Source organism: Pseudomonas sp. 1L-E-NC-VB-C3 (assembly GCF_057291535.1).
The window spans coordinates 1-21,056 of record NZ_JBXAWD010000002.1 but is presented as its reverse complement, the minus strand read 5'-3'; the positions used below and the strand labels follow the sequence as shown (position 1 = coordinate 21,056).

General features: G+C 61.8%; 20 protein-coding genes, 1 pseudogene and 1 riboswitch. Of the genes and pseudogenes, 17 read left to right on the top strand and 4 right to left on the bottom strand.

Going from position 1 to position 21,056, the window contains the following annotated elements:
* The first annotated feature begins 10 nt into the window (after nt 1–10).
* The 6 genes from AC0Z5Z_RS03630 to AC0Z5Z_RS03605 all read left to right on the top strand — a co-directional run bounded on the left by AC0Z5Z_RS03630 (nt 11) and on the right by AC0Z5Z_RS03605 (nt 4,727).
* The gene (locus AC0Z5Z_RS03630) at nt 11–844 is read left to right on the top strand and encodes an alpha/beta fold hydrolase (RefSeq protein ID WP_315434756.1); all 834 of its coding nucleotides are present in this window, start codon (nt 11–13) and stop codon (nt 842–844) included.
* Complete coding sequence (locus AC0Z5Z_RS03625; protein WP_042606772.1) at nt 841–2,322, top strand: aldehyde dehydrogenase; 1,482 nt, start codon at nt 841–843, stop codon at nt 2,320–2,322. Before AC0Z5Z_RS03630 ends, AC0Z5Z_RS03625 begins: the two co-directional genes overlap by 4 nt.
* A gap of 12 nt (nt 2,323–2,334) precedes the next feature.
* Nucleotides 2,335–2,820: a flavin reductase family protein gene (locus tag AC0Z5Z_RS03620; RefSeq protein WP_071172702.1), complete on the top strand. Its 486-nt coding sequence runs from the start codon at nt 2,335–2,337 to the stop codon at nt 2,818–2,820.
* 130 nt (nt 2,821–2,950) lie between these two features.
* On the top strand, nt 2,951–3,340 hold the full coding sequence (locus tag AC0Z5Z_RS03615; RefSeq protein WP_027613073.1) for a carboxymuconolactone decarboxylase family protein: 390 nt from the start codon (nt 2,951–2,953) through the stop codon (nt 3,338–3,340).
* A 57-nt stretch (nt 3,341–3,397) separates the two neighbouring features.
* Nucleotides 3,398–4,162, top strand: coding sequence for a GntR family transcriptional regulator (locus AC0Z5Z_RS03610; RefSeq protein ID WP_016775014.1), 765 nt, complete (start codon nt 3,398–3,400; stop codon nt 4,160–4,162).
* Nucleotide 4,163: 1 nt separating this feature from the next.
* The gene (locus AC0Z5Z_RS03605; RefSeq protein WP_150635080.1) at nt 4,164–4,727 is read left to right on the top strand and encodes an NUDIX hydrolase; all 564 of its coding nucleotides are present in this window, start codon (nt 4,164–4,166) and stop codon (nt 4,725–4,727) included.
* A 123-nt stretch (nt 4,728–4,850) separates the two neighbouring features.
* Here the strand turns inward: AC0Z5Z_RS03605 and AC0Z5Z_RS03600 are convergent, their stop codons facing one another.
* Nucleotides 4,851–5,147, bottom strand: coding sequence for a DUF1330 domain-containing protein (locus AC0Z5Z_RS03600; RefSeq protein WP_252886344.1), 297 nt, complete (start codon nt 5,145–5,147; stop codon nt 4,851–4,853).
* A gap of 68 nt (nt 5,148–5,215) precedes the next feature.
* Between AC0Z5Z_RS03600 and ribBA the strand changes: the two genes are divergently transcribed.
* The 5 genes from ribBA (at nt 5,216) to AC0Z5Z_RS03575 (ending at nt 10,670) form a co-directional block, all read left to right on the top strand.
* Nucleotides 5,216–6,325 carry a bifunctional 3,4-dihydroxy-2-butanone-4-phosphate synthase/GTP cyclohydrolase II gene (ribBA, locus tag AC0Z5Z_RS03595; RefSeq protein ID WP_016775017.1) on the top strand — a complete coding sequence of 370 codons (1,110 nt, stop codon included), beginning with the start codon at nt 5,216–5,218 and terminating at the stop codon, nt 6,323–6,325.
* A gap of 426 nt (nt 6,326–6,751) precedes the next feature.
* Nucleotides 6,752–7,777 carry an ABC transporter substrate-binding protein gene (locus tag AC0Z5Z_RS03590; protein WP_016775018.1) on the top strand — a complete coding sequence of 342 codons (1,026 nt, stop codon included), beginning with the start codon at nt 6,752–6,754 and terminating at the stop codon, nt 7,775–7,777.
* Entirely contained in the window at nt 7,774–8,682 is a 909-nt protein-coding gene (locus tag AC0Z5Z_RS03585) for an ABC transporter permease (RefSeq protein ID WP_056789380.1), read from the top strand. Before AC0Z5Z_RS03590 ends, AC0Z5Z_RS03585 begins: the two co-directional genes overlap by 4 nt.
* 6 nt (nt 8,683–8,688) lie before the next feature.
* Nucleotides 8,689–9,498 (top strand): ABC transporter permease, encoded by an 810-nt coding sequence (locus AC0Z5Z_RS03580; protein ID WP_007918021.1) that lies wholly within the window; start codon nt 8,689–8,691, stop codon nt 9,496–9,498.
* 17 nt (nt 9,499–9,515) lie between these two features.
* Nucleotides 9,516–10,670: an ABC transporter ATP-binding protein gene (locus tag AC0Z5Z_RS03575; RefSeq protein ID WP_071172706.1), complete on the top strand. Its 1,155-nt coding sequence runs from the start codon at nt 9,516–9,518 to the stop codon at nt 10,668–10,670.
* Nucleotides 10,671–10,861: 191 nt separating this feature from the next.
* On the opposite strand, the gene map is transcribed toward AC0Z5Z_RS03575, so the two are convergent.
* Both map and AC0Z5Z_RS03565 read right to left on the bottom strand, forming a co-directional pair.
* Complete coding sequence (gene map / locus AC0Z5Z_RS03570; protein ID WP_122704021.1) at nt 10,862–11,653, bottom strand: type I methionyl aminopeptidase; 792 nt, start codon at nt 11,651–11,653, stop codon at nt 10,862–10,864.
* Nucleotides 11,650–11,877, bottom strand: a complete 228-nt coding sequence (locus tag AC0Z5Z_RS03565; protein WP_007918027.1) for a ParD-like family protein — start codon at nt 11,875–11,877, stop codon at nt 11,650–11,652. The genes map and AC0Z5Z_RS03565 overlap by 4 nt, the downstream gene beginning before the upstream one ends.
* A 120-nt stretch (nt 11,878–11,997) precedes the next feature.
* Nucleotides 11,998–12,191: riboswitch (cobalamin riboswitch) on the top strand.
* Between the two features lie 139 nt (nt 12,192–12,330).
* Between AC0Z5Z_RS03565 and AC0Z5Z_RS03560 the strand changes: the two genes are divergently transcribed.
* From AC0Z5Z_RS03560 to AC0Z5Z_RS03550, 3 genes and pseudogenes are all read left to right on the top strand, one after another.
* Nucleotides 12,331–13,344: an ABC transporter substrate-binding protein gene (locus AC0Z5Z_RS03560; RefSeq protein ID WP_252876452.1), complete on the top strand. Its 1,014-nt coding sequence runs from the start codon at nt 12,331–12,333 to the stop codon at nt 13,342–13,344.
* Nucleotides 13,341–14,357, top strand: coding sequence for a FecCD family ABC transporter permease (locus AC0Z5Z_RS03555; RefSeq protein ID WP_041480056.1), 1,017 nt, complete (start codon nt 13,341–13,343; stop codon nt 14,355–14,357). The genes AC0Z5Z_RS03560 and AC0Z5Z_RS03555 overlap by 4 nt, the downstream gene beginning before the upstream one ends.
* A 92-nt stretch (nt 14,358–14,449) precedes the next feature.
* Nucleotides 14,450–15,118 (top strand): annotated as a pseudogene (locus AC0Z5Z_RS03550) (ABC transporter ATP-binding protein); the annotation flags it as partial.
* Between the two features lie 211 nt (nt 15,119–15,329).
* Here the strand turns inward: AC0Z5Z_RS03550 and metE are convergent.
* Complete coding sequence (gene metE / locus AC0Z5Z_RS03545) at nt 15,330–17,618, bottom strand: 5-methyltetrahydropteroyltriglutamate--homocysteine S-methyltransferase (protein ID WP_252876454.1); 2,289 nt, start codon at nt 17,616–17,618, stop codon at nt 15,330–15,332.
* A 364-nt stretch (nt 17,619–17,982) separates the two neighbouring features.
* Here metE and AC0Z5Z_RS03540 point away from each other — a divergent pair, with 364 nt between their 5' ends.
* From AC0Z5Z_RS03540 to AC0Z5Z_RS03530, 3 genes are all read left to right on the top strand, one after another.
* Complete coding sequence (locus AC0Z5Z_RS03540; protein WP_252876455.1) at nt 17,983–19,359, top strand: pyridoxal-phosphate dependent enzyme; 1,377 nt, start codon at nt 17,983–17,985, stop codon at nt 19,357–19,359.
* The gene (locus AC0Z5Z_RS03535) at nt 19,356–20,528 is read left to right on the top strand and encodes a cystathionine gamma-synthase (RefSeq protein WP_252876456.1); all 1,173 of its coding nucleotides are present in this window, start codon (nt 19,356–19,358) and stop codon (nt 20,526–20,528) included. The genes AC0Z5Z_RS03540 and AC0Z5Z_RS03535 overlap by 4 nt, the downstream gene beginning before the upstream one ends.
* A 250-nt stretch (nt 20,529–20,778) precedes the next feature.
* On the top strand, nt 20,779–21,056 hold a 278-nt coding region (locus AC0Z5Z_RS03530; RefSeq protein WP_485610697.1), incomplete at its 3' end, for a hypothetical protein.

Here is a 21,056-nt window from a genome sequence, read left to right as displayed (position 1 = left end):
GGAGCGCTCCATGATTCGGCTCACCGCTGAACTCACCCCGGCTGGCACCAGTTACCTGGCGACCGGCCAAGGCCAGCCCGTGGTCTTGATCCACGGCGTGGGCCTGAACAAAGAAATGTGGGGCGGGCAGATTGTCGGCCTCGCCAGCCAATATCAGGTGATCGCCTACGACATGCTCGGCCACGGCGCCAGCCCGCGCCCGGCCAGCGGCACCGACCTGCTCGGTTACGCCGATCAGTTGCTCGAGCTGCTCGATCACCTGAATCTGCCCCAGGCAGCGGTGATCGGTTTCTCCATGGGCGGCCTGGTCGCGCGGGCCTTCGCCCTGCATTACCCGGAGCGCCTGCAAAGCCTGGTGGTGTTGAACAGCGTGTTCAACCGCAGCGAAGAACAGCGTGCCGGCGTGATTGCCCGCACTGCCCAGGCTGCCGAACACGGCCCGGACGCCAATGCCGAAGCGGCGTTGTCGCGCTGGTTCAGCCGTGAATATCAGGCGGCCAACCCGGCGCAGATCGCCGCGTTGCGCCAGACTCTGGCCAACAACGATCCGCAGGGCTATCTGACCACCTACGAATTGTTCGCCACCCAGGACATGTACCGCGCCGACGACCTGAACAGCATTCAGGCGCCGACGCTGATCGCCACCGGCGAACTCGACCCCGGCTCGACGCCGGAAATGGCCGAGCAACTGGCCCGACGCATCCCCGCTGCGAAGGTTGCCGTGCTGCCCGAGCAACGGCATATGATGCCGGTAGAGTCGCCACGTCTGGTTAATCAGATGCTGCTGGAATTTCTTCAATTCGCACACTCCCGACAAAACCATATAAAGGGGATCGTTGCATGACACTCGCACGCTTCCAGATGTGCATCGGCGGAGACTGGGTCGACGCCCTCTCCGGCAAGACCTTCGAAAGCCTCAACCCGGCCTCCGCGCAAGCCTGGGCGGAACTGCCCGACGCCGATGAAGCGGACGTCGAACGCGCCGTGCAAGCAGCGCAAACTGCTTTTGACAGCCCGGCGTGGCGCGGTCTGACCGCCACTGCGCGCGGCAAACTGCTGCGCCGCCTCGGTGATCTGATCGCAGAAAACAAGGAACACCTGGCGCAGCTTGAAAGCCGCGACAACGGCAAGCTGATCCGCGAAACCCGTGGCCAGGTCAGCTATCTGCCGGAGTTCTTCCACTACACCGCAGGCCTCGCCGACAAGCTTGAAGGCGGCACCCTGCCGCTGGACAAGCCCGATCTGTTTGCCTACACCGTGCACGAAGCCATGGGTGTGGTTGCCGCGATCATTCCGTGGAACAGCCCGCTGTACCTGACGGCGATCAAACTGGCCCCGGCCCTGGCCGCCGGCAACACGATTGTGATCAAGCCGTCCGAGCACGCCTCGGCGACCATTCTCGAGCTGGCGCGTCTGGCCCTCGAAGCCGGAATTCCGCCGGGCGTGGTCAACGTCGTCACCGGTTACGGCCCGAGCACTGGCGCCGCCCTCACCCGCCATCCGCTGATCCGCAAGATCGCCTTCACCGGCGGCGCGGCGACGGCACGGCATGTGGTGCGCAGCAGCGCCGAGAACTTCGCCAAGCTGTCGCTGGAGCTGGGCGGCAAGTCGCCGAACATCATTTTTGCCGACGCCGATCTCGACAGCGCGATCAACGGCGCGATTGCCGGGATCTACGCAGCGTCCGGGCAGAGTTGCGTGTCCGGTTCGCGCTTGCTGGTGCAGGACGAAATCTACGACGAATTCGTCAATCGTCTGGTCGAGCGCGCCCAGCGCATCCGCATCGGCAACCCGCAGGAAGACCACAGTGAAATGGGGCCGATGGCCACCGCGCAGCAACTGGCGGTGGTCGAAGGTCTGGTCGCCGATGCGATCGCCGAAGGCGCGCGTTTGCGCACCGGTGGCAAGCGTCCGGCGGATCTCGGCGAAGGCTGGTTCTACGAGCCGACGCTGTTCGAGTGCGACCGCAATTCGATGAAGATCATGCAGGAAGAAGTCTTCGGCCCGGTGGCTTCGGTGATTCGTTTCAAAGACGAAGCCGAAGCACTGGCGATCGCCAACGACTCGCAGTTCGGCCTCGCCGCCGGCATCTGGACCCGTGACCTCGGCCGCGCCCATCGTCTGGCGCGTGATGTGCGCTCGGGGATTATCTGGGTCAACACTTACCGCGCAGTGTCGGCGATGGCGCCGATCGGCGGCTTCAAGAACAGTGGCTATGGACGCGAAAGCGGCATCGACTCGGTGCTGGCCTACACCGAACTGAAAACGGTGTGGATCAACCTCTCCCAGGCGCCAATGCCTGATCCGTTTGTGATGCGCTAGGAGTCCTGCGAAATGATCGAACCCGGCATTTACAAAGACGTCATGAGCTCGTTCCCGTCCGGCGTCACGGTGGTCACCACCCTCGACCCGGACGGCGGCATCGTCGGTATCACCGCCAGCGCGTTCAGCGCGCTGTCGATCGACCCGGCGCTGGTGCTGTTCTGCCCTAACTATGCGTCCGACACCTACCCGGTACTGCGCGACAGCAAGAAATTCGCCATCCATTTGCTCTCCGCCGAGCAGACCGCCGAAGCCTACGCGTTCGCCGGCAAGGGCAAGGAAAAGGCCAAGGGCATCGAGTGGCACTTGAGCGATTTGGGCAACCCGATTCTGGCCAAGGCCACGGCGATCATCGAGTGCGAGTTGTGGCGTGAATACGACGGCGGCGATCACGCGATCATTGTCGGCGCAGTGAAGAACCTGATCCTGCCCGAGCAACCGGTGACGCCGATGATTTATCACAAAGGCAAGCTCGGCCCGTTGCCGACTCTGGCCTGAAGCGACAATGCAAAACCCTGTGGGAGCTGGCTTGCCAGCGATGGCGACGGAACATTCAACATCAATGCTGACTGAACTACCGCTATCGCTGGCAAGCCAGCTCCCACAGGATTGAGGTGAGGCGAAAGAAATGAGTAACGAGAAGTATGAAAAAGGTCTGAAAATCCGCACCCAGGTATTGGGCGAAGCCTACGTGCAGCGCTCGATAGACAACGCCGACGATTTCACCCGTCCGCTGCAGGAAATGGTCACCGAATACTGCTGGGGACATGTCTGGGGGCGTGAGGGTCTGTCGCTCAAGGAACGCAGCATGATCAACCTGGCGATGATCTCCGCGCTCAACCGCCCGCATGAACTCAAGCTGCATGTGCGTGGCGCCTTGCGTAACGGCCTGAGTCGTGAGCAAATACGCGAAATTCTGCTTCAGGTCGGCATTTATTGCGGCGTTCCGGCGGCCGTGGACAGTTTCCGGCTGGCCCGTGAAGCCTTTGCCGAAGCCGACGCCGAGGCCTCCAGTTAACCCTCGGCTGTTTTGATGCCCGTCTGGCATGGACAGCCAAGCTCAAGAGCGGACCCCATGAAACGCCAGCCACTCGACGACAGCTTCAAGGTCAATCGCAACCCCGTTACCCTGCGCGAAATCGTGCTGGACAAACTGCGTAGCGCGATCATGAATTTCCAGCTCATGCCAGGCGATCGCCTGGTCGAACGCGACCTCTGTGATCGCCTCGGCGTCAGCCGCACTTCGGTGCGCGAAGCCTTGCGTCACCTTGAATCCGAAGGTCTCGTCGAATTCGCCGACGCCAAAGGCCCGCGCGTAGCCATCATCACCCTCGACGACGCCGTCGATATCTACGAATTGCGTTGCGTGCTCGAAGGCTTGATCGTGCAGTTGTTCACCCTGCGTGCCAAAGCCAAGGACATCAAGGCCCTGGAAAAAGCCCTCGATGACAACCGCAAGGCGTTGAAGGACGGCGAGCTGCAACAGGTGATCGACTCGGTGCAGGGCTTCTACGACGTGCTGCTCGAAGGCTCGGGCAACCATGTCGCCGCCACGCAATTGCGTCAGTTGCAGGCGCGCATCAGCTATCTGCGCGCGACCTCGGTCTCCCAGGAAAACCGACGCGGCGCGAGTAATCACGAGATGGAAAAAATGGTCGAGGCGATCAAGAGCGGCGATCCGCTGGCGGCGCATCAGGCCTGTGTGGATCACGTCCGCGCGGCGGCTGCCGTGGCCCTCGATTACCTCAAGCGCAAACAGGAAGAAACCGGCGTCGCCGTCAAAGGCACTCCGGCGATCACCCTGCCGATCGCGCTGAAAGAACCGCGCATAGGTCAATGACGTGTTCAGCCCGAGCTTTTGCCCGAAATGCGGTGGCCCTGACCTTGGTCAGCAGACGCCGCCGGGCGATACGCACGAGCGCCTGATGTGCCGCGGCTGCGGCTATATCCACTACGTCAATCCGAAGATCATTGCCGGCTGCATCATCGAGCAGGACGGCAAATACCTCTTGTGCCAACGGGCGATTCCCCCGCGCCCCGGCACCTGGACGCTGCCGGCCGGTTTCATGGAAAGCGGTGAAACCACCGAGCAGGCGGCGCTGCGCGAAGTCTGGGAAGAAAGCGGCGTGCGCGCGGAAATCGTCTCGCCGTATTCGATTTTCAGCGTGCCGAAGATCAGCGAGGTGTACATCATCTTCCGCGCCATCGCCCTGGAGATCACCGGGCAGTACGGACCGGAGACCATGGATTACAAGTTCTTCGCCCCTGAAGACATTCCTTGGGAGCAGATCTATTACCCGGCGATCCGGCAGATTCTCGAGCGCTATATCGAAGAGCGCCAGGCTGGGGTTTACGGGATCTACATGGGTAATGATGACAGCGGCAAGATCCATTTCATGCGCTGATCACCACCTATACCCCTGTGGGAGCGAGCCTGCTCGCGAAGGCGTCGTGTCAGTCGATACAAATGTTGAATGATCGAACGCATTCGCGAGCAGGCTCGCTCCCACATAGTTTGGTGGTGTGGCTCAGTTCGGGGCGATGCCTTCTACGATGATGATCTCCGCCCTCGCCCATTCTTCGCGGTAACTTTTCGCCTCCTGATACGCCGCCGAGCGATAGCACGCCACGGCCTGTTCGTAGCTCGCGAACTCGATGATCACGGTGCGCTGTGGCGTCTGCCGCCCTTCCAGCGCTTCGCTGCGCCCGCCTCTGGCGAGAAACTTGCCGTCGAATGCGGCAATCGCCTGCGGGGTGCGCTGGGTGTATTGGCTGTAGTGCTCGGCATCGGCTATATCCACATGTGCAATCCAGTACGCCTTCATAGTGACCTCTTTGTTGATTTTGTATTATGGTATACCAATATATTTCCAACGAACCCTGAGAGTCCAGCATGGCCTTCAACAGCATCGAAGAAATCATCGAAGATTATCGCCTCGGCAAAATGGTCCTGCTGGTCGATGACGAAGACCGCGAGAACGAAGGCGACCTGCTGCTGGCCGCCGACCGTTGCACGCCGGAGGCTATCAGCTTCATGGCCCGCGAAGCACGCGGGCTGATCTGCCTGACCCTCACCGACGAACATTGCCAGCGTCTGGGCCTGGAGCAAATGGTACCCGCCAACGGCAGTGTGTTCAGCACTGCATTTACCGTGTCGATCGAAGCGGCGGTCGGCGTGACGACCGGCATTTCCGCAGCAGATCGCGCGTGCACCGTGGCCGCCGCCGTCGCGCCAAATGCCCGCGCCGAAGACCTGGTGCAGCCCGGCCACATCTTCCCGCTGCGCGCCAAGGAAGGTGGCGTGCTCACCCGCGCCGGGCACACCGAGGCCGGTTGCGATCTGGCGCGCCTGGCCGGGTTCACCCCCGCCTCGGTGATTGTCGAAGTGATGAACGACGACGGCACCATGGCGCGCCGCCCGGATCTGGAGCAGTTCGCACGCAAACACGGGATCAAGATCGGCACCATTGCTGACCTGATCCACTATCGCCTGAGCACCGAGCACACCATCGAACGCATCGGTGAACGTGAGCTACCGACGGTGCATGGCACCTTCCGTTTGATCACCTTCGAAGATCGCATCGAAGGTGGCGTGCACATGGCGATGGTCATGGGCGACCTGCGCCGCGAAGAGCCGACGCTGGTGCGCGTGCATGTGATCGATCCGCTGCGCGATCTGGTCGGCGCCGAGTACAGCGGGCCGACGAACTGGACGCTGTGGGCAGCGTTGCAACGGGTCGCGGCGGAAGGTCATGGAGTTGTGGTCGTGCTGGCCAATCATGAATCGTCGCAGGCATTGCTCGAGCGCGTGCCGCAGTTGACCCAGCCGCCACGGCAGTTCAGCCGTTCGCAATCGCGGATTTATTCCGAGGTCGGGACTGGGGCGCAGATTCTGCAGAACCTTGGGGTTGGCAAGCTGCGGCACCTCGGGCCACCGCTGAAGTATGCGGGGTTGACCGGGTATGACCTTGAGGTGGTTGAGAGCATCCCTTTCACCGAATGACGCCGCCCTCACCCCAGCCGTCTCCCAAAGGGAGAGGGAGCCGACCGCGTTGACCGGTCGCTATACATCGACCTGGGATACCGAGTCGAACTCAGCTTTGAGCAGCATACGGATCCACTCCTTTCCCATTAGCGAATCGGGCTCGGTTTTGAACAGCATGAAGATCGGCTCCCTTTCCCCCTCTCCCCTTGGGAGAGGGCTGGAGTGAGGGGCTGGATCTCACATTCACAAAATATCTCAGGCCGAACGGCTCAAAAAAACCAACCGGCCAGATAACCGGTAAGGCAAAGTGCTTGCACAAAGTTTGGAATACCATAATATGATATTCCATAGACCGGACGACGTGAAAAAGCGTCCAGCTACTGCTCCCGACAGGCGGGCAACAACGCAAGGCCCGCTCAAAAACACAACAATGAGGGCGTGAACATGGTGTTGAACAAAGCTGCAACCGCGATCTTTTTCGCGGGACTGCTCAGCGTTACCGGCCAGGCTGCAATGGCTGCCGAAAGCGTGAATTTTGTCAGCTGGGGCGGTAGCACCCAGGATGCGCAGAAACAGGCCTGGGCCGATCCGTTCAGCAAGGCCAGCGGCATCACCGTCGTCCAGGACGGCCCCACCGACTACGGCAAACTCAAGGCCATGGTCGAAAGCGGCAACGTGCAGTGGGACGTGGTCGATGTCGAAGCCGATTTCGCCCTGCGCGCCGCTGCCGAAGGCCTGCTCGAACCCCTCGATTTCAAAGTGATCCAGCGCGACAGGATCGACCCGCGCTTTGTCAGCGATCACGGCGTCGGTTCGTTCTTCTTCTCCTTTGTCCTCGGCTACAACGAAGGCAAGCTCGGCGCCAACAAGCCGCAGGACTGGAGCGCGCTGTTCGACACCAAGACCTACCCGGGCAAGCGCGCCCTGTACAAATGGCCAAGCCCCGGCGTGCTCGAACTGGCGCTGCTGGCCGACGGCGTTGCGGCTGACAAGCTCTACCCGCTGGATCTGGATCGCGCCTTCAAGAAACTCGACACCATCAAGAAAGACATCGTCTGGTGGGGCGGCGGCGCGCAGTCGCAGCAACTGCTGGCGTCCGGCGAAGCGAGCATGGGCCAGTTCTGGAACGGTCGGGTGCACGCCTTGCAGGAAGACGGCGCACCGGTCGGCGTGAGCTGGAAGCAGAACCTGGTCATGGCCGACATTCTGGTCATTCCCAAAGGCTCGAAAAACAAAGATGCGGCGATGAAGTTCCTCGCCAATGCCAGCAGCGCCAAAGGTCAGGCCGACTTCTCCAACCTGACCGCCTACGCGCCGGTCAACCTCGACAGTGTGGAGCGTCTGGATTCGACGCTGGCCCCCAACCTGCCGACGGCTTACGCCAAGGATCAGATCACCCTTGATTTCGCTTACTGGGCCAAGAACGGTCCGGCTATCGCGACACGGTGGAACGAATGGCTGGTCAAATGAAAATCGCGGCCACTGCGCCCCGTCCTTCCACTGCCACCGGGAGCGCCGCCGGCGCTGCCGGTTCGGCTTTCAAGCAACGCTGGCGCGGCGCCGGCAACCTCGTCCCGGCACTGCTGTTCCTCGGCCTGTTCTTTCTCGCGCCGTTGATTGGCCTGCTGTTGCGCGGTGTGCTGGAACCTGTGCCTGGTCTCGGCAACTACGAACAGTTGTTCGCCAACTCGGCCTATGCACGAGTGCTGCTCAACACCTTTTCGGTGGCCGGGCTGGTGACGCTGTTCAGCCTGCTCTTGGGCTTTCCGCTGGCCTGGGCGATCACCCTGGTGCCGCGCGGCTGGGGGCGCTGGATCCTCAACATCGTGCTGCTGTCGATGTGGACCAGCCTGCTCGCCCGCACCTATTCTTGGCTGGTTTTGCTGCAAGCCTCGGGCGTGATCAACAAGACCTTGATGGCCATGGGCATCATCGATCAACCGCTGGAGATGGTGCACAACCTCACCGGCGTGGTGATCGGCATGAGCTACATCATGATCCCGTTCATCGTGCTGCCGTTGCAGGCAACCATGCAGGCCATCGACCCGATGATCCTGCAGGCCGGCTCGATCTGCGGCGCCAGTCCGTGGACCAACTTCTTCCGGGTGTTCCTGCCGCTGTGCCGGCCGGGTCTGGCCTCCGGCGGTTTGATGGTGTTCGTGATGTCGCTCGGTTACTACGTCACCCCGGCACTGCTCGGCGGGGCGCAGAACATGATGCTGCCGGAGTTCATCATTCAGCAGGTGCAATCGTTCCTCAACTGGGGCCTGGCCAGCGCCGGCGCCGCGTTGCTGATCGCAATCACCCTGGTGTTGTTCTACTTCTACCTGAAGCTTCAACCGGAATCCCCGGTTGGCGCCAGTAACGCGAGGTAAGCCGACATGCTCCTGACCCCCAATGCCATGAGCCGGCGCATGCGTTTCGGCCTCTACGCCACTACCGGGCTGATCGGTCTGTTCTTGCTGTTGCCGATCGTGTTCATCGTGCTGCTGTCGTTCGGCTCCTCGCAGTGGCTGGTGTTCCCGCCACCGGGCTGGACGCTGAAATGGTACGGCCAGTTCTTCTCCAATCCCGACTGGATGAACGCCGCCGCCGCCAGCCTAAAAGTTGCCGTGCTGACCACCATCTGCGCTGTGGCGCTCGGTTTGCCGACCGCGTTTGCGCTGGTGCGCGGACGCTTCCCCGGCCGCGAGATGCTCTACGGCCTGTTCACCCTGCCGATGATCGTGCCGCTGGTGATCATTGCCGTGGCGGTGTACGCGCTCTTTCTCAAGCTCGGCTACACCGGGACGATGTTCGCCTTCGTCGTCAGCCATGTGATCGTCGCGCTGCCGTTCACCATCATCTCGATCATCAACTCGCTGAAGCTGTTCGATCAGTCGATTGAAGACGCGGCGGTGATCTGCGGTGCCTCGCGCTTGCAAGCGGTGTTCAAGGTGACGTTCCCGGCGATTCGTCCGGGCATGGTCGCCGGCGCCCTCTTCGCCTTCCTCGTTTCGTGGGACGAAGTGGTGCTCAGCGTGATGATGGCGAGCCCGACTCTGCAAACCCTTCCCGTGAAAATGTGGACCACCCTGCGCCAGGACCTGACCCCGGTGATCGCCGTCGCTTCGACGCTGCTGATCGGCCTGTCGGTATTGGTCATGGTGATCGCCGCCGCCCTGCGCCGGCGCAACGAAATCAGCGCCTGAGCGCCCAGGAGTACGACATGAGTGCCGTGATCAAAGACGCATCCCAGCAGAACGACAAACCCCTGGTCAGCCTGCGCAACCTGAACAAGCACTACGGCGATTTTGCTGCAGTCGATAACATCTCGCTGGACATCAAGGACGGTGAATTCCTCACGTTCCTGGGCTCCAGCGGCTCGGGCAAAAGCACCACGCTGTCGATGCTCGCCGGGTTTGAAACACCGAGCAGCGGCGAGATCCTCGTCAACGGCCAGTCGCTGGTCAACGTGCCGCCGCACAAGCGCGACATCGGCATGGTTTTTCAGCGTTACTCGCTGTTCCCGCATCTGTCGGTACGCGACAACATCGCCTTCCCTCTGGCCATTCGCAAACTGGCTGCGGCCGAGCGCGAAAAGCGCGTCGATGCGATGCTCAAACTGGTGCAGCTCGAACAGTTCGCCCATCGCCGCCCTTCGCAACTGTCTGGCGGCCAGCAACAACGGGTTGCCATCGCTCGCGCCTTGGTTTACGAGCCGCGCATTCTGCTGATGGACGAACCGCTCGGTGCGCTGGACAAGAAGCTGCGCGAAGACTTGCAGGATGAACTGCGCCAGCTGCACCGGCGCCTGGGCATCACCATCGTCTACGTGACCCACGACCAGGAAGAAGCCATGCGTCTGTCGCAACGCATCGCGATTTTCAGCCACGGCAAAATCGTTGGTCTGGGCAGTGGTTATGACCTTTACCAGAATCCGCCCAATGCATTTGTCGCGTCGTTTCTGGGCAATTCGAACTTCCTCAAGCTCAAGGCGCAAGGCAATGCAGCAGCGAGTTTCGAGGGCCAGTCGTTGTCGATTCGGCTGACGTCCGGGTTGCACACTGATCAGGATGTGCTGCTGATGGTGCGTCCGGAAAAGGCCTTGGCGCTGAGCACGCAGCAGGCGCTGGATGAGCCGCTGGCGGCGGGCTGGAATGAAGTATCGGCGAATGTTGTGGAGGTGCTGTTTCTCGGTGAGAGCCAGACGTGCAGCGTGGTGACTGCGGGCGGGACGTCGATGACGGTGAAAGCGCTGTCGGCAGCGGGCATGCCACTCAAGGCCGGCGATCCGGTACGGGTGCGCTGGGCGACGGCGGATGCTTGTGTTTATACCGAGTGGACCGAGAGCGACTTGAACAAGGCTGCCGGTGCTCACTGATTGCGCTGAGTCAGTTGGATCTACTCCCTCTCCCCCAAGGGGGGCGAGGGGGAAAGGGAGCCGATCTTCATGCTGTTCAAAATGTAAGTTCGACTCGGTATCGCACGTCGGCGTATCTCGCAACAACACCTCGGTCAGTCCCCTCTCCCATTGGGAGAGGGCTAGGGTGAGGGCAAGCAGGCGACACGGTATTAGCCAATGGCCCGGTACCCTTCAATCTCATCCGGCCAAGCCGTCAGCACTTCGAACCCGCTCTCCGTCACCGCGACCATATGCTCCCACTGCGCCGACAACGAGCCATCCTTGGTCAATACGGTCCAGCCATCCGGCATGTTCTTCACATGGCGTTTGCCGGCATTGAGCATCGGTTCCACGGTGAAAATCATCCCGGCCTTAAGCTTCAGGCCCTGATTGGGAAAGCCGTAATGCAGGATCTGCGGTTCATCGTGATAGACCTTGCCGATGCCATGGCCGCAGTATTCGCGTACCACACTGAAGCCCTCCGCCTCCGCCAGGCTCTGGATCGCGTGGCCGATATCGCCCAGCGTTGCGCCCGGCTTCACTGCACGGATGCCTGCGCACATGGCTTCGTAGGTGGTCTTGATCAGGTGCTGCGCTTCAGGAGTCGCCTCGCCCACCACATACATGCGACTGGTATCGCCGAACCAGCCGTCCTTGATCACCGCGATGTCGAGGTTGACGATGTCGCCGTCTTTCAATGGCGTACCCGATGGAATCCCGTGGCACACCACATCGTTGACCGACGCGCAGACGGTTTTCGGAAAGCCGTGATAACCGACATTGGCTGGCACCGCCTTCTGCACATTGACGATGTAATCGTTGCACAGTCGATCCAGCTCATCGGTGGTTACGCCAGCCTTCACATGCGGCACCAGCATTGCCAGCACTTCAGCGGCGAGTTTGCCGGCGGCGCGGGATTTTTCGATGTCGGCCGGGGTGTTGATCTTGATCTGGTTTCTCATGCGCTGACGGCTTCCTGAGTCAGTTGTTGCAGATCCAGCCCACCATTCTGTTCGGCGCGGATCAGCAGGCGGCAAATGGCGCTGTGGTCGAGATTGGGATGCAGCTCGGCGAGCATGCCGATGCGCATCCAGTGCTCGGCCTGCGCGTTGATCGAGCGACTGAGCGCGTTGCTGGAGATGCGCAGATTCTCGTGCATGTCCTCTGAAATCTTTACGATGCCCATATATGAATCCGATACGATGTGTATATGAATCGTATATTAGCCAAGGCATATGACAGATTGCAATGCCGACGACAAGATCGACGCTGTGGCAGATTCGCCTCCCCCTCCACCGCGCAAATCGACTACCATGCCGCCGCCGGTTTCCACACGGAATTAATAGGGAATCCGAAATGCTTGCACAGCATCAATCGGAACTGCCCCCGCAACTGTAGGTGCCGAGCCTGCTCCTCGACTGCCACTGGGTGAATCCCGGGAAGGCCGGAGCGTGGCGATGACGCATCAGTCAGGAGACCTGCCGGCACAGTGACTGACTAACCGGCGGGGTGTCCGGGAAGGACATCGTGCCGTGCGCATTTTCCCCGTGCCGGCCTTGCGCAGTTTCCACGACCGCGCCCGAGGTGTGTTTCCAACCGTACCCGCCCGCTCCCGTACGGTTCTCTTGGAGACTGCCCCATGCTGCTGCCCCGCATTGCCACACTGCTCACCGCTCTGAGCCTTTGCGCCCTGGCGCAAGCGGCGCCGACTGCGTATCCGCTGACCGTCGAAAACTGTGGCAGCAGCCTGACCTTTCAACACGCACCCGCTCGCACGGTGACCATCGGTCAGGCCGGCACGGAAATGCTCTACGCCTTGGGCCTGGGCGACAAAGTCGTTGGCACTTCGCTGTGGTTCAACGACGTGCTGGGCACATACAAAGCACAGAACGACAGGATCGAGCGCCTCGCCGATAACGAGCCGAGTTTCGAAGCGGTGATCGCTAAACGCCCGGAGCTGGTTGCCGTCGAGCTGGAATGGATGGTCGGCCCGCAAGGCGCGGTCGGCACTCGCGAGCAGTTTCATGAACTGAAGATTCCGACCTATCTGCTGCCCTCCGATTGCGAAGCCAAGGACAACCTCGTCGGCTCGGACGGCACGCGGCTGGCGCCGTTTCGCATCGACAGCATCTACAAAAGCGTGAGCCAACTGGCGGCGATTTTCGACGTGCAGGCGCGTGGCGAACAGCTCAATGAGCAGCTCAAAGCCAGCCTCGCGCAATCGATCGCCACCGCGAAAAACCAGCAGCGCAAAGACGTCAGCGCTCTGGTGTGGTTCTCCAGCGCCGAGATGGACATCGAGCCGTTCGTGGCCGGGCACAAAGGCGTTCCCGATTTCATGCTCAGCACCCTCGGCGTGCGCAACGTCGTCGAGTCGGATGAAGAATGGCCAACCGTCGGCTGGGAAACCATCGCCAAGGCCAACCCGACGTTTCTGGTGATCGCGCGCATGGATCGTCGACGTTTCCCGGCGGACGACTATCAGAAGAAACTCGCCTTCCTGCGCAGTGATCCGGTGACGCGCAACATGGACGCGGTCAAGCACAACCGCATCATCATCCTTGACGCCATGGCCATGCAGGCCAGCCTGCGCACCTTCGATGGCCTCGCACAATTGGCCAGTGCCATCAACGGCTACGACCTGTCGCAATGAGCAGACGCCTGATCCGTTTGCTGCTGGTGCTGTTGACGCTGTCGGTCGCGCTGATTGGCGGCGTGGCCATTGGCGAGACTTCGATCGAGCCGAGCGTGGTGTTGCAGGTGCTGGCCAACAAGCTGTGGGGCGCCGGTTATGTGCTCGACCCGATCGACGAAGGCATTGTCTGGAACTATCGCCTGACCCGCGCTTTGGTCGCGGCGGCCTGCGGCGCCGGTCTGGCGACGTGCGGGGTGATCCTGCAATCGCTGCTGCGCAATCCGCTGGCCGATCCGTATCTGCTGGGAATTTCTGCTGGCGCCTCGACCGGCGCGGTGATGGTCGCCCTGCTCGGCGTCGGTGCCGGGGCGATTTCATTGTCGGTCGGTGCTTTTGCCGGCGCGGTGACCGCTTTCGCACTGGTGATCCTGTTGGCGCGAGTCAGCGGCTCGGCCAGCGGCACCGGGCAGATCATTCTTGCCGGGATTGCCGGCTCGCAGCTGTTCAACGCCCTCACTGCTTTCCTGATCACCCGCTCGGCCAGCTCGGAACAGGCGCGCGGGATCATGTTCTGGCTGCTCGGCAATCTCGGCGGCGTGCGCTGGCCGTCGGTGTGGCTGGCGGTGCCGGTAGCAGTGTTGGGGTTGGTCGTTTGTCTGTGGCATCGGCGGGCGCTGGATGCGTTCACCTTTGGTGCGGACTCGGCGGCGTCTCTCGGCATTCCAGTGCGACGTGTGCAGATTCTGTTGATTGGCTGCGCCGCGCTGGTGACGGCGGTGATGGTGTCGATTGTCGGCTCGATCGGCTTTGTCGGTCTGGTGATTCCCCATGCCGCGCGGTTGTTGCTCGGCACCGGCCATGCGCGTCTGTTGCCCGCCAGTGCGCTGGGCGGCGCGGTGTTTCTGATCGCCGCCGATGTGCTGTCGCGCACCCTGATCAAGGGTCAGGTGATCCCGGTCGGCGTGATCACTGCGCTGGTCGGCGCGCCAGTGTTCGCGCTGATTCTGGTGGGCCGGAGATCGGCGCGATGAACACGGTTCTGAGCTGTGCTGGGTTGAGCTTCAAGGTGCGCGGTGCCGAGTTGCTCAATGGTGTCAGCCTCGACGTTCAGCGCGGCGAGACCCTGGGCATTGTCGGGCCGAACGGTTCGGGTAAATCCACGCTGCTCAAATTGCTGGCCGGCCTGCGCGAACCGAGCGCGGGCCATGTGCAGCTCGGCGGTCAGGCGCTGGGCAAAATGTCGCGGCGCAGCATCGCGCAGACGCTCGCGGTGGTTGAGCAACAGGCCGATACCGACGATGGCATTCGCGTGTTCGACGCGGTGGCGCTGGGGCGCACGCCGTGGTTGTCGGCGCTGCAACCGTGGTCGCCCGCCGATGACGCCATCGTCGAGCAAGCGCTGATTGACGTCGACGCCGTGCACCTGCGCAACCGCCTCTGGCGCAGCCTCTCCGGCGGGGAACGCCAACGCGTGCACATCGCCCGCGCACTGGCGCAGCGCCCGCAGATCCTGCTGCTCGACGAGCCGGCCAACCACCTCGACATCCAGCATCAGTTGAGCATTCTGCACGTGGTGCGCGCACTGCCGGTGACTACGTTGATCGCCCTGCACGATCTCAATCAGGCGCTCAAGTGCGATCGCCTGGCGGTGCTGGAGCGCGGGCGTCTGGTGGCACTGGGCGAGCCGCTGCACGTGCTGACGCCGGAGCGGTTACAGACGACTTTCGGGGTCAGGGCGCACTATCTGACAGACCCGTTCGATGGTGCGCCGATATTGCGCTTCCTTGCCTGATGCATGGGTGGCTGACACACCGCTTTCGCGAGCAGGCTCGCTCCCACAAAGGATTTGTGTGTTGCCGTGAATGACGGGGAGAACGCGAATTCTGTGGGAGCGAGCCTGCTCGCGAAGGCGTCAGGTCATCCAACATTGATGTCGATTGACACACCGCTTTCGCGAGCAGGCTCGCTCCCACAAAGGTTATGTATTCCAGGGCGGTAGAGGATCAGGCCCACTCTTTGCGCAGTTGCCGTGCGGCGCTGACCATGTGCACCAGCGCCGCCTCGGTCTCTGGCCAGCCTCGGGTTTTCAAGCCGCAATCCGGATTGACCCACAGCCGCTCCACCGGAATACGCTGCGCCGCCTTGCGCAGCAAGCCAACCATTTCCGACACATCGGGAATGCGTGGCGAGTGAATGTCGTACACGCCGGGGCCGATGTCGTTCGGGTAGGCGAACGCTTCAAACGCTTCGAGCAGTTCCATGTCCGAACGCGAGGTTTCGATGGTGATGACATCGGCGTCCATCGCCGCGATCGACTCGATCACATCGTTGAACTCGCTGTAGCACATGTGCGTGTGGATCTGCGTTTCGTCGCGCACGCCGGAGGCGCACAGGCGGAACGCTTCGCTCGCCCAGTGCAGATACGCCGGCCATTGCGCCCGGCGTAACGGCAAGCCTTCACGGAACGCCGCTTCGTCGATCTGCACGATTTTGATTCCCGCCGCTTCCAGATCATTCACCTCGTCACGAATGGCCAGCGCCAGTTGTTGAGCCTGCACCTCGCGGCTGACGTCTTCGCGCGGGAACGACCACATCAGCATGGTCACCGGGCCGGTCAGCATGCCTTTCATGACCTTGTCGGTTAGGCCTTGGGCGTAGCGGATCCACTCGACCGTCATCGCCTGCGGGCGGCTTAGGTCACCGAAAATCACCGCCGGTTTGACGCAGCGCGAACCGTAGCTCTGCACCCAGCCAAAGCGGGTGAAGGCATAGCCGTCGAGCTGTTCGGCGAAGTATTCGACCATGTCGTTGCGCTCGGCCTCACCGTGCACCAGCACATCCAGGCCGAGGCGTTCTTGAATTTCCACCGCGTGGCGAATCTCCGTGTGCATCGCATCGGTGTAATCGGCCGCGCTGAGCTTGCCTTGCTTGTAGGCCTGACGCGCCAGACGGATCGCCGCCGTTTGCGGAAACGAACCAATGGTGGTGGTCGGGAATAACGGCAGGTCGAGCTTGCCGCGCTGTTTGGCAATACGCTGGGCAAACGGCGATTGGCGTTGCGCATCCTTGGCAGTGATCGCCGCGACCCGCGCTTGTACCGCCGGTTTGTGAATACGCGGCGAGGCAGCGCGGCTGGTCTGCACCGAACGGCTTTGCGCGAGGGCACGCAGTACCTTCGGCGCTTCCGGTTCGCTGACCGCTTGAGCGAGCACGGCGACCTCTTCGCACTTCTGCACGGCGAACGCCAGCCAGCTTTTCAGTTCGGCATCGAGCTGGTCTTCGCGGCCCAGATCAACCGGGCTGTGCAGCAATGAACAGGACGGTGCTACCCACAAACGATCACCCAGACGCTCATGAGCATGGCGCAGCGTCGCCAGCGCGTTTTGCAGATCGCAGCGCCAGACGTTCCGACCGTTGACCACACCCAGCGACAGCACCTTATAAGCCGGCAGACGATCCAGAATGGTCGGGTACTGATCCGGCGCGCGCACCAGATCGATGTGCAAGCCATCGACCGGCAGGTTCGCCGCCAGACCGAGATTTTCTTCCAGGCCACCGAAGTACGTGGCGAGCAGTTTTTTCAGCGGATCGCGCTGGATCTGGTTGTAGGCGCGCTCGAAGGCATTCTTCCAGTCCTGCGGCAAATCGAGCACCAGAATCGGCTCATCGATCTGCACCCACTCCACGCCCAATGCCGCCAGCCGCGCGAAGATCTGGCCGTACAGCGGTAGCAGGCGATCAAGCAAATCGAGTTTGTCGAAATCGGTGCCTTTGGTTTTGCCGAGCCACAGATAGGTCAGCGGACCGATGATCACCGGTTTGACGTTGTGCCCTAGCGCACGGGCCTCTTCGGTTTCCTCAAACAACTGCTCCCAACCCAGCTGAAATTGTTGATCGACACTGAATTCCGGTACGAGGTAGTGATAGTTGGTGTCGAACCACTTGGTCATTTCCTGAGCGTGGCCTTCGCCGCAGCAAGTATTGCTGACGCCACGGGCCATGCTGAACAGGGTCTGCAGCGTGGCTTCGCCGTCATGGGGGCGGAAGCGCTCGGGGATCACGCCGAACATCAGCGAGTGGGTCAGCACTTGGTCGTACCAGGCGAAATCGCCAACCGGCAGCAAGTCGATGCCGGCGTTTTTCTGCAAGTCCCAATGGACCTTGCGCAGCTCACGCCCGACGTCACGCAGGCCCGCCTCGTTCAGTTCTCCTTTCCAGAACGCCTCTTGCGCTTTCTTCAGTTCGCGGTCGCGACCGATGCGCGGAAATCCAAGGGAATGGGCCAGTGCCATGACAAACAACTCCAGATGCTTATTCGATGGCGGGTATTGTCGGGAACCGGACTTGATGAAACAAACTCAATAAATTCTAGATCATCACAAGTTCTACTCATGCACAGGCGCGCCGTGGGAGCTGCCGAAGGCTGGGATCTTCTGGCCGTAGGGACGCAGAGCGTCCAAGGCTGCATTCCCACGCGGAGCGTGGGAACGATCAGAACACGTCAGGGCAACATGCAAGTTTTCGTTCTATCGTTAGATCCAAATGGCTGGATTTCCCAAGGATTAGAGGTTGCGAGAGAGGATGTCTGCGCCTAAGTTGCACGCGAGTCTTTTCCCCGCGATTGGAACGCGATCAACACCATAAAGAGGTGAAGAAATGTCAAAGGAATCACGCCCTGCCGTGCTTGGGCTGATAGGCAATACTCCGCTGGTGCAGGTCACCCGCTTCGATACCGGACCGTGCACGCTGTTTCTCAAACTCGAATCGCAGAACCCTGGCGGCTCGATCAAGGACCGTATCGGTCTGGCGATGATCGACGCTGCCGAACGTGACGGCCGCCTGCAACCGGGCGGGACGATTGTCGAGGCCACTGCCGGCAATACCGGTCTGGGTCTGGCGCTGGTCGGTCGCGCCAAAGGCTATCGCGTAGTGCTGGTGGTACCGGACAAGATGTCCACCGAGAAAGTCCTGCACTTGAAGGCCATGGGCGCCGAAGTGCACATCACTCGTTCTGACGTCGGCAAGGGCCATCCCGAGTATTACCAGGACGTCGCCGCCCGCTTGGCCAAGGACATTCCCGGCGCGTTTTTCGCCGACCAATTCAACAATCCCGCCAACCCGCTGGCCCATGAATGCAGCACCGCGCCGGAAATCTGGGCGCAGACCGAACATGATCTGGACGCCATCGTCGTCGGCGTCGGATCGGCCGGCACGCTGACCGGGCTGAGTCGTTTCTTCAAGCGCGTGCAGCCGGATCTGGAAATGGTCCTCGCCGATCCGATCGGCTCGGTGATGGCGCAATACAGCCGCGACGGTACCTTGCCGACGCCCGGTTCGTGGGCGGTCGAGGGTATCGGCGAAGACTTCATTCCGTCGATCACCGACCTCTCCAGCGTGCGTCACGCCTACTCGATCAGCGACGCGGAAAGCTTCGATCACGCGCGCCAGTTGCTCAAGGCCGAGGGCATTCTCGGCGGCTCATCGACCGGCACCCTGTTCGCTGCCGCGCTGCGTTATTGCCGCGAACAGACCGAGCCGAAACGCGTGGTCAGCTTTGTCTGCGACACCGGCACGCGTTACCTGTCGAAGGTCTACAACGACCAGTGGATGACCGATCAAGGCCTGTTGCAACGCAAAGGCTACGGCGACTTGCGCGACTTGATCGCACGGCGTTTCGAGGACGGCCGGGTGATCAGCGTCGGCCCTGACGACACCCTGCTCACTGCGTTTCAGCGCATGCGTCTGGCGGATGTTTCGCAACTGCCGGTGCTGGTCGAAGGCAAGCAACTGGTGGGCGTGATCGACGAGTCCGACATCCTCCTCGGCATCCACGAAGATGCCGCGCGCTTCAGCCAGTCGGTGTCCAGCGTGATGACCGACAAACTGCAAACCCTCGCCCCGGCTGCGAGCCTGGCCGAGCTGGAATCGGTGCTCAGCCGTGGCCTCGTCGCGATCATCGCCGACGCCTCAGGCTTCCATGGTCTGATCACCCGCACCGACATGCTCAACCAATTACGGAGATCCCTTGCATGAGTCAGCACGACGCCAAATCCCAAGGCTTCGCCACCCGGGTGATCCACGCTGGGCAAGAGCCGGACCCGACCACCGGCGCGCTGATGCCGCCGATCTATGCCAACTCCACCTACCTGCAAGACAGCCCCGGCGTGCACAAGGGGTTCGACTACGGCCGCTCGCACAACCCGACGCGCTTCGCGCTGGAGCGCTGCGTCGCCGACCTCGAAGGCGGCACCCGCGCGTTCGCCTTCGCCTCGGGGCTGGCGGCGATTTCCACGGTGTTGGAACTGCTCGACGCAGGCTCGCACATCGTTTCCGGCAATGACTTGTACGGCGGCACCTTCCGCCTGTTTGACAAGGTCCGTCAGCGCAGTGCCGGGCACCGTTTCAGCTTCGTCGACCTGACCGATCTGTCGGCGTTCGAAGCCTCGCTGCAGGACGACACGCGCATGGTCATGGTCGAAACCCCGACCAACCCGCTGCTGAGCCTGTCGGATCTGGCCGCCATTGCGCGCATCTGCCGCGCGCGGGGGATCATCTGCGTCGCCGACAACACTTTTGCCAGCCCGTACATCCAGCGCCCACTGGAGCTGGGCTTCGACATCGTCCTGCACTCGACCACCAAATACCTCAACGGCCACTCCGACGTGATCGGCGGCATTGCCGTGGTCGGACAGAACGACGAGCTGGCGGAAAAACTCGGTTTCCTGCAAAACGCCGTCGGGGCGATTTCCGGGCCGTTCGATGCATTCCTCACCCTGCGCGGGGTGAAGACTTTGGCGCTGCGCATGGAACGTCATTGCAGCAACGCCCTGGATCTGGCGCAGTGGCTGGAACAGCAACCGCAGGTCAAACGCGTCTACTATCCGGGCCTGACCTCGCACCCGCAGCACGAACTGGCCAAGCGGCAAATGCGCGGTTTTGGCGGGATGATTTCCGTGGATCTGAACAGCGACCTGGCCGGTGCGCGGCGCTTTCTGGAAAACGTGAAGATCTTTGCGTTGGCCGAAAGCCTCGGTGGCGTGGAAAGCTTGATCGAGCATCCGGCGATCATGACCCACGCGACGATTCCACCGGAGACGCGCGCCAAGCTTGGTATTGGCGATGGCTTGGTGCGGTTGTCGGTCGGAGTTGAAGACGTTGAAGACCTGCGCGCCGACCTGGCTCAGGCGCTGGCAAAAATGTAAACAGCTCCACACAACGAAGCCCGCACGATGCGGGCTTCGTCTTTTTTTGTCCGTCGATCTCCCCGCCGTGGCAGTTCCCGAGGCCGATCCTATACTCAATCGGCTCGATCAAAATTATCTCGACACCCGCACGCCGTTCGGTGTGCCCGTGCCTTTCGCCAACCAGGTAGAACCCAAGCCAGTGAGTCGTGGCGTCTGTATGCATCGCGCGCGATTGATCGCTGTTTGGCAACGGGTCGTGGAGAAAACCATGAAATACAAGTTGTTGTCAGGCGTGCTTCTTGCGGTAGCGGCCAGCGTTGTGGTGCCGAATGTCTTGGCGGCGCAACCGCAGGCGTTGGCTTCGGATGGGGCTGATCATGTTGGCGCCGGCGCAGTGGCTGCCGATGGCGCCGATCGTGTCGGTGCCGGCGCGGTGGCTGCCGATGGCGCTGATCGTGTCGGTGCCGGCGCGGTGGCTGCCGATGGCGCTGATCGTGTCGGTGCCGGCGCGGTGGCTGCCGATGGCGCTGATCGTGTCGGTGCCGG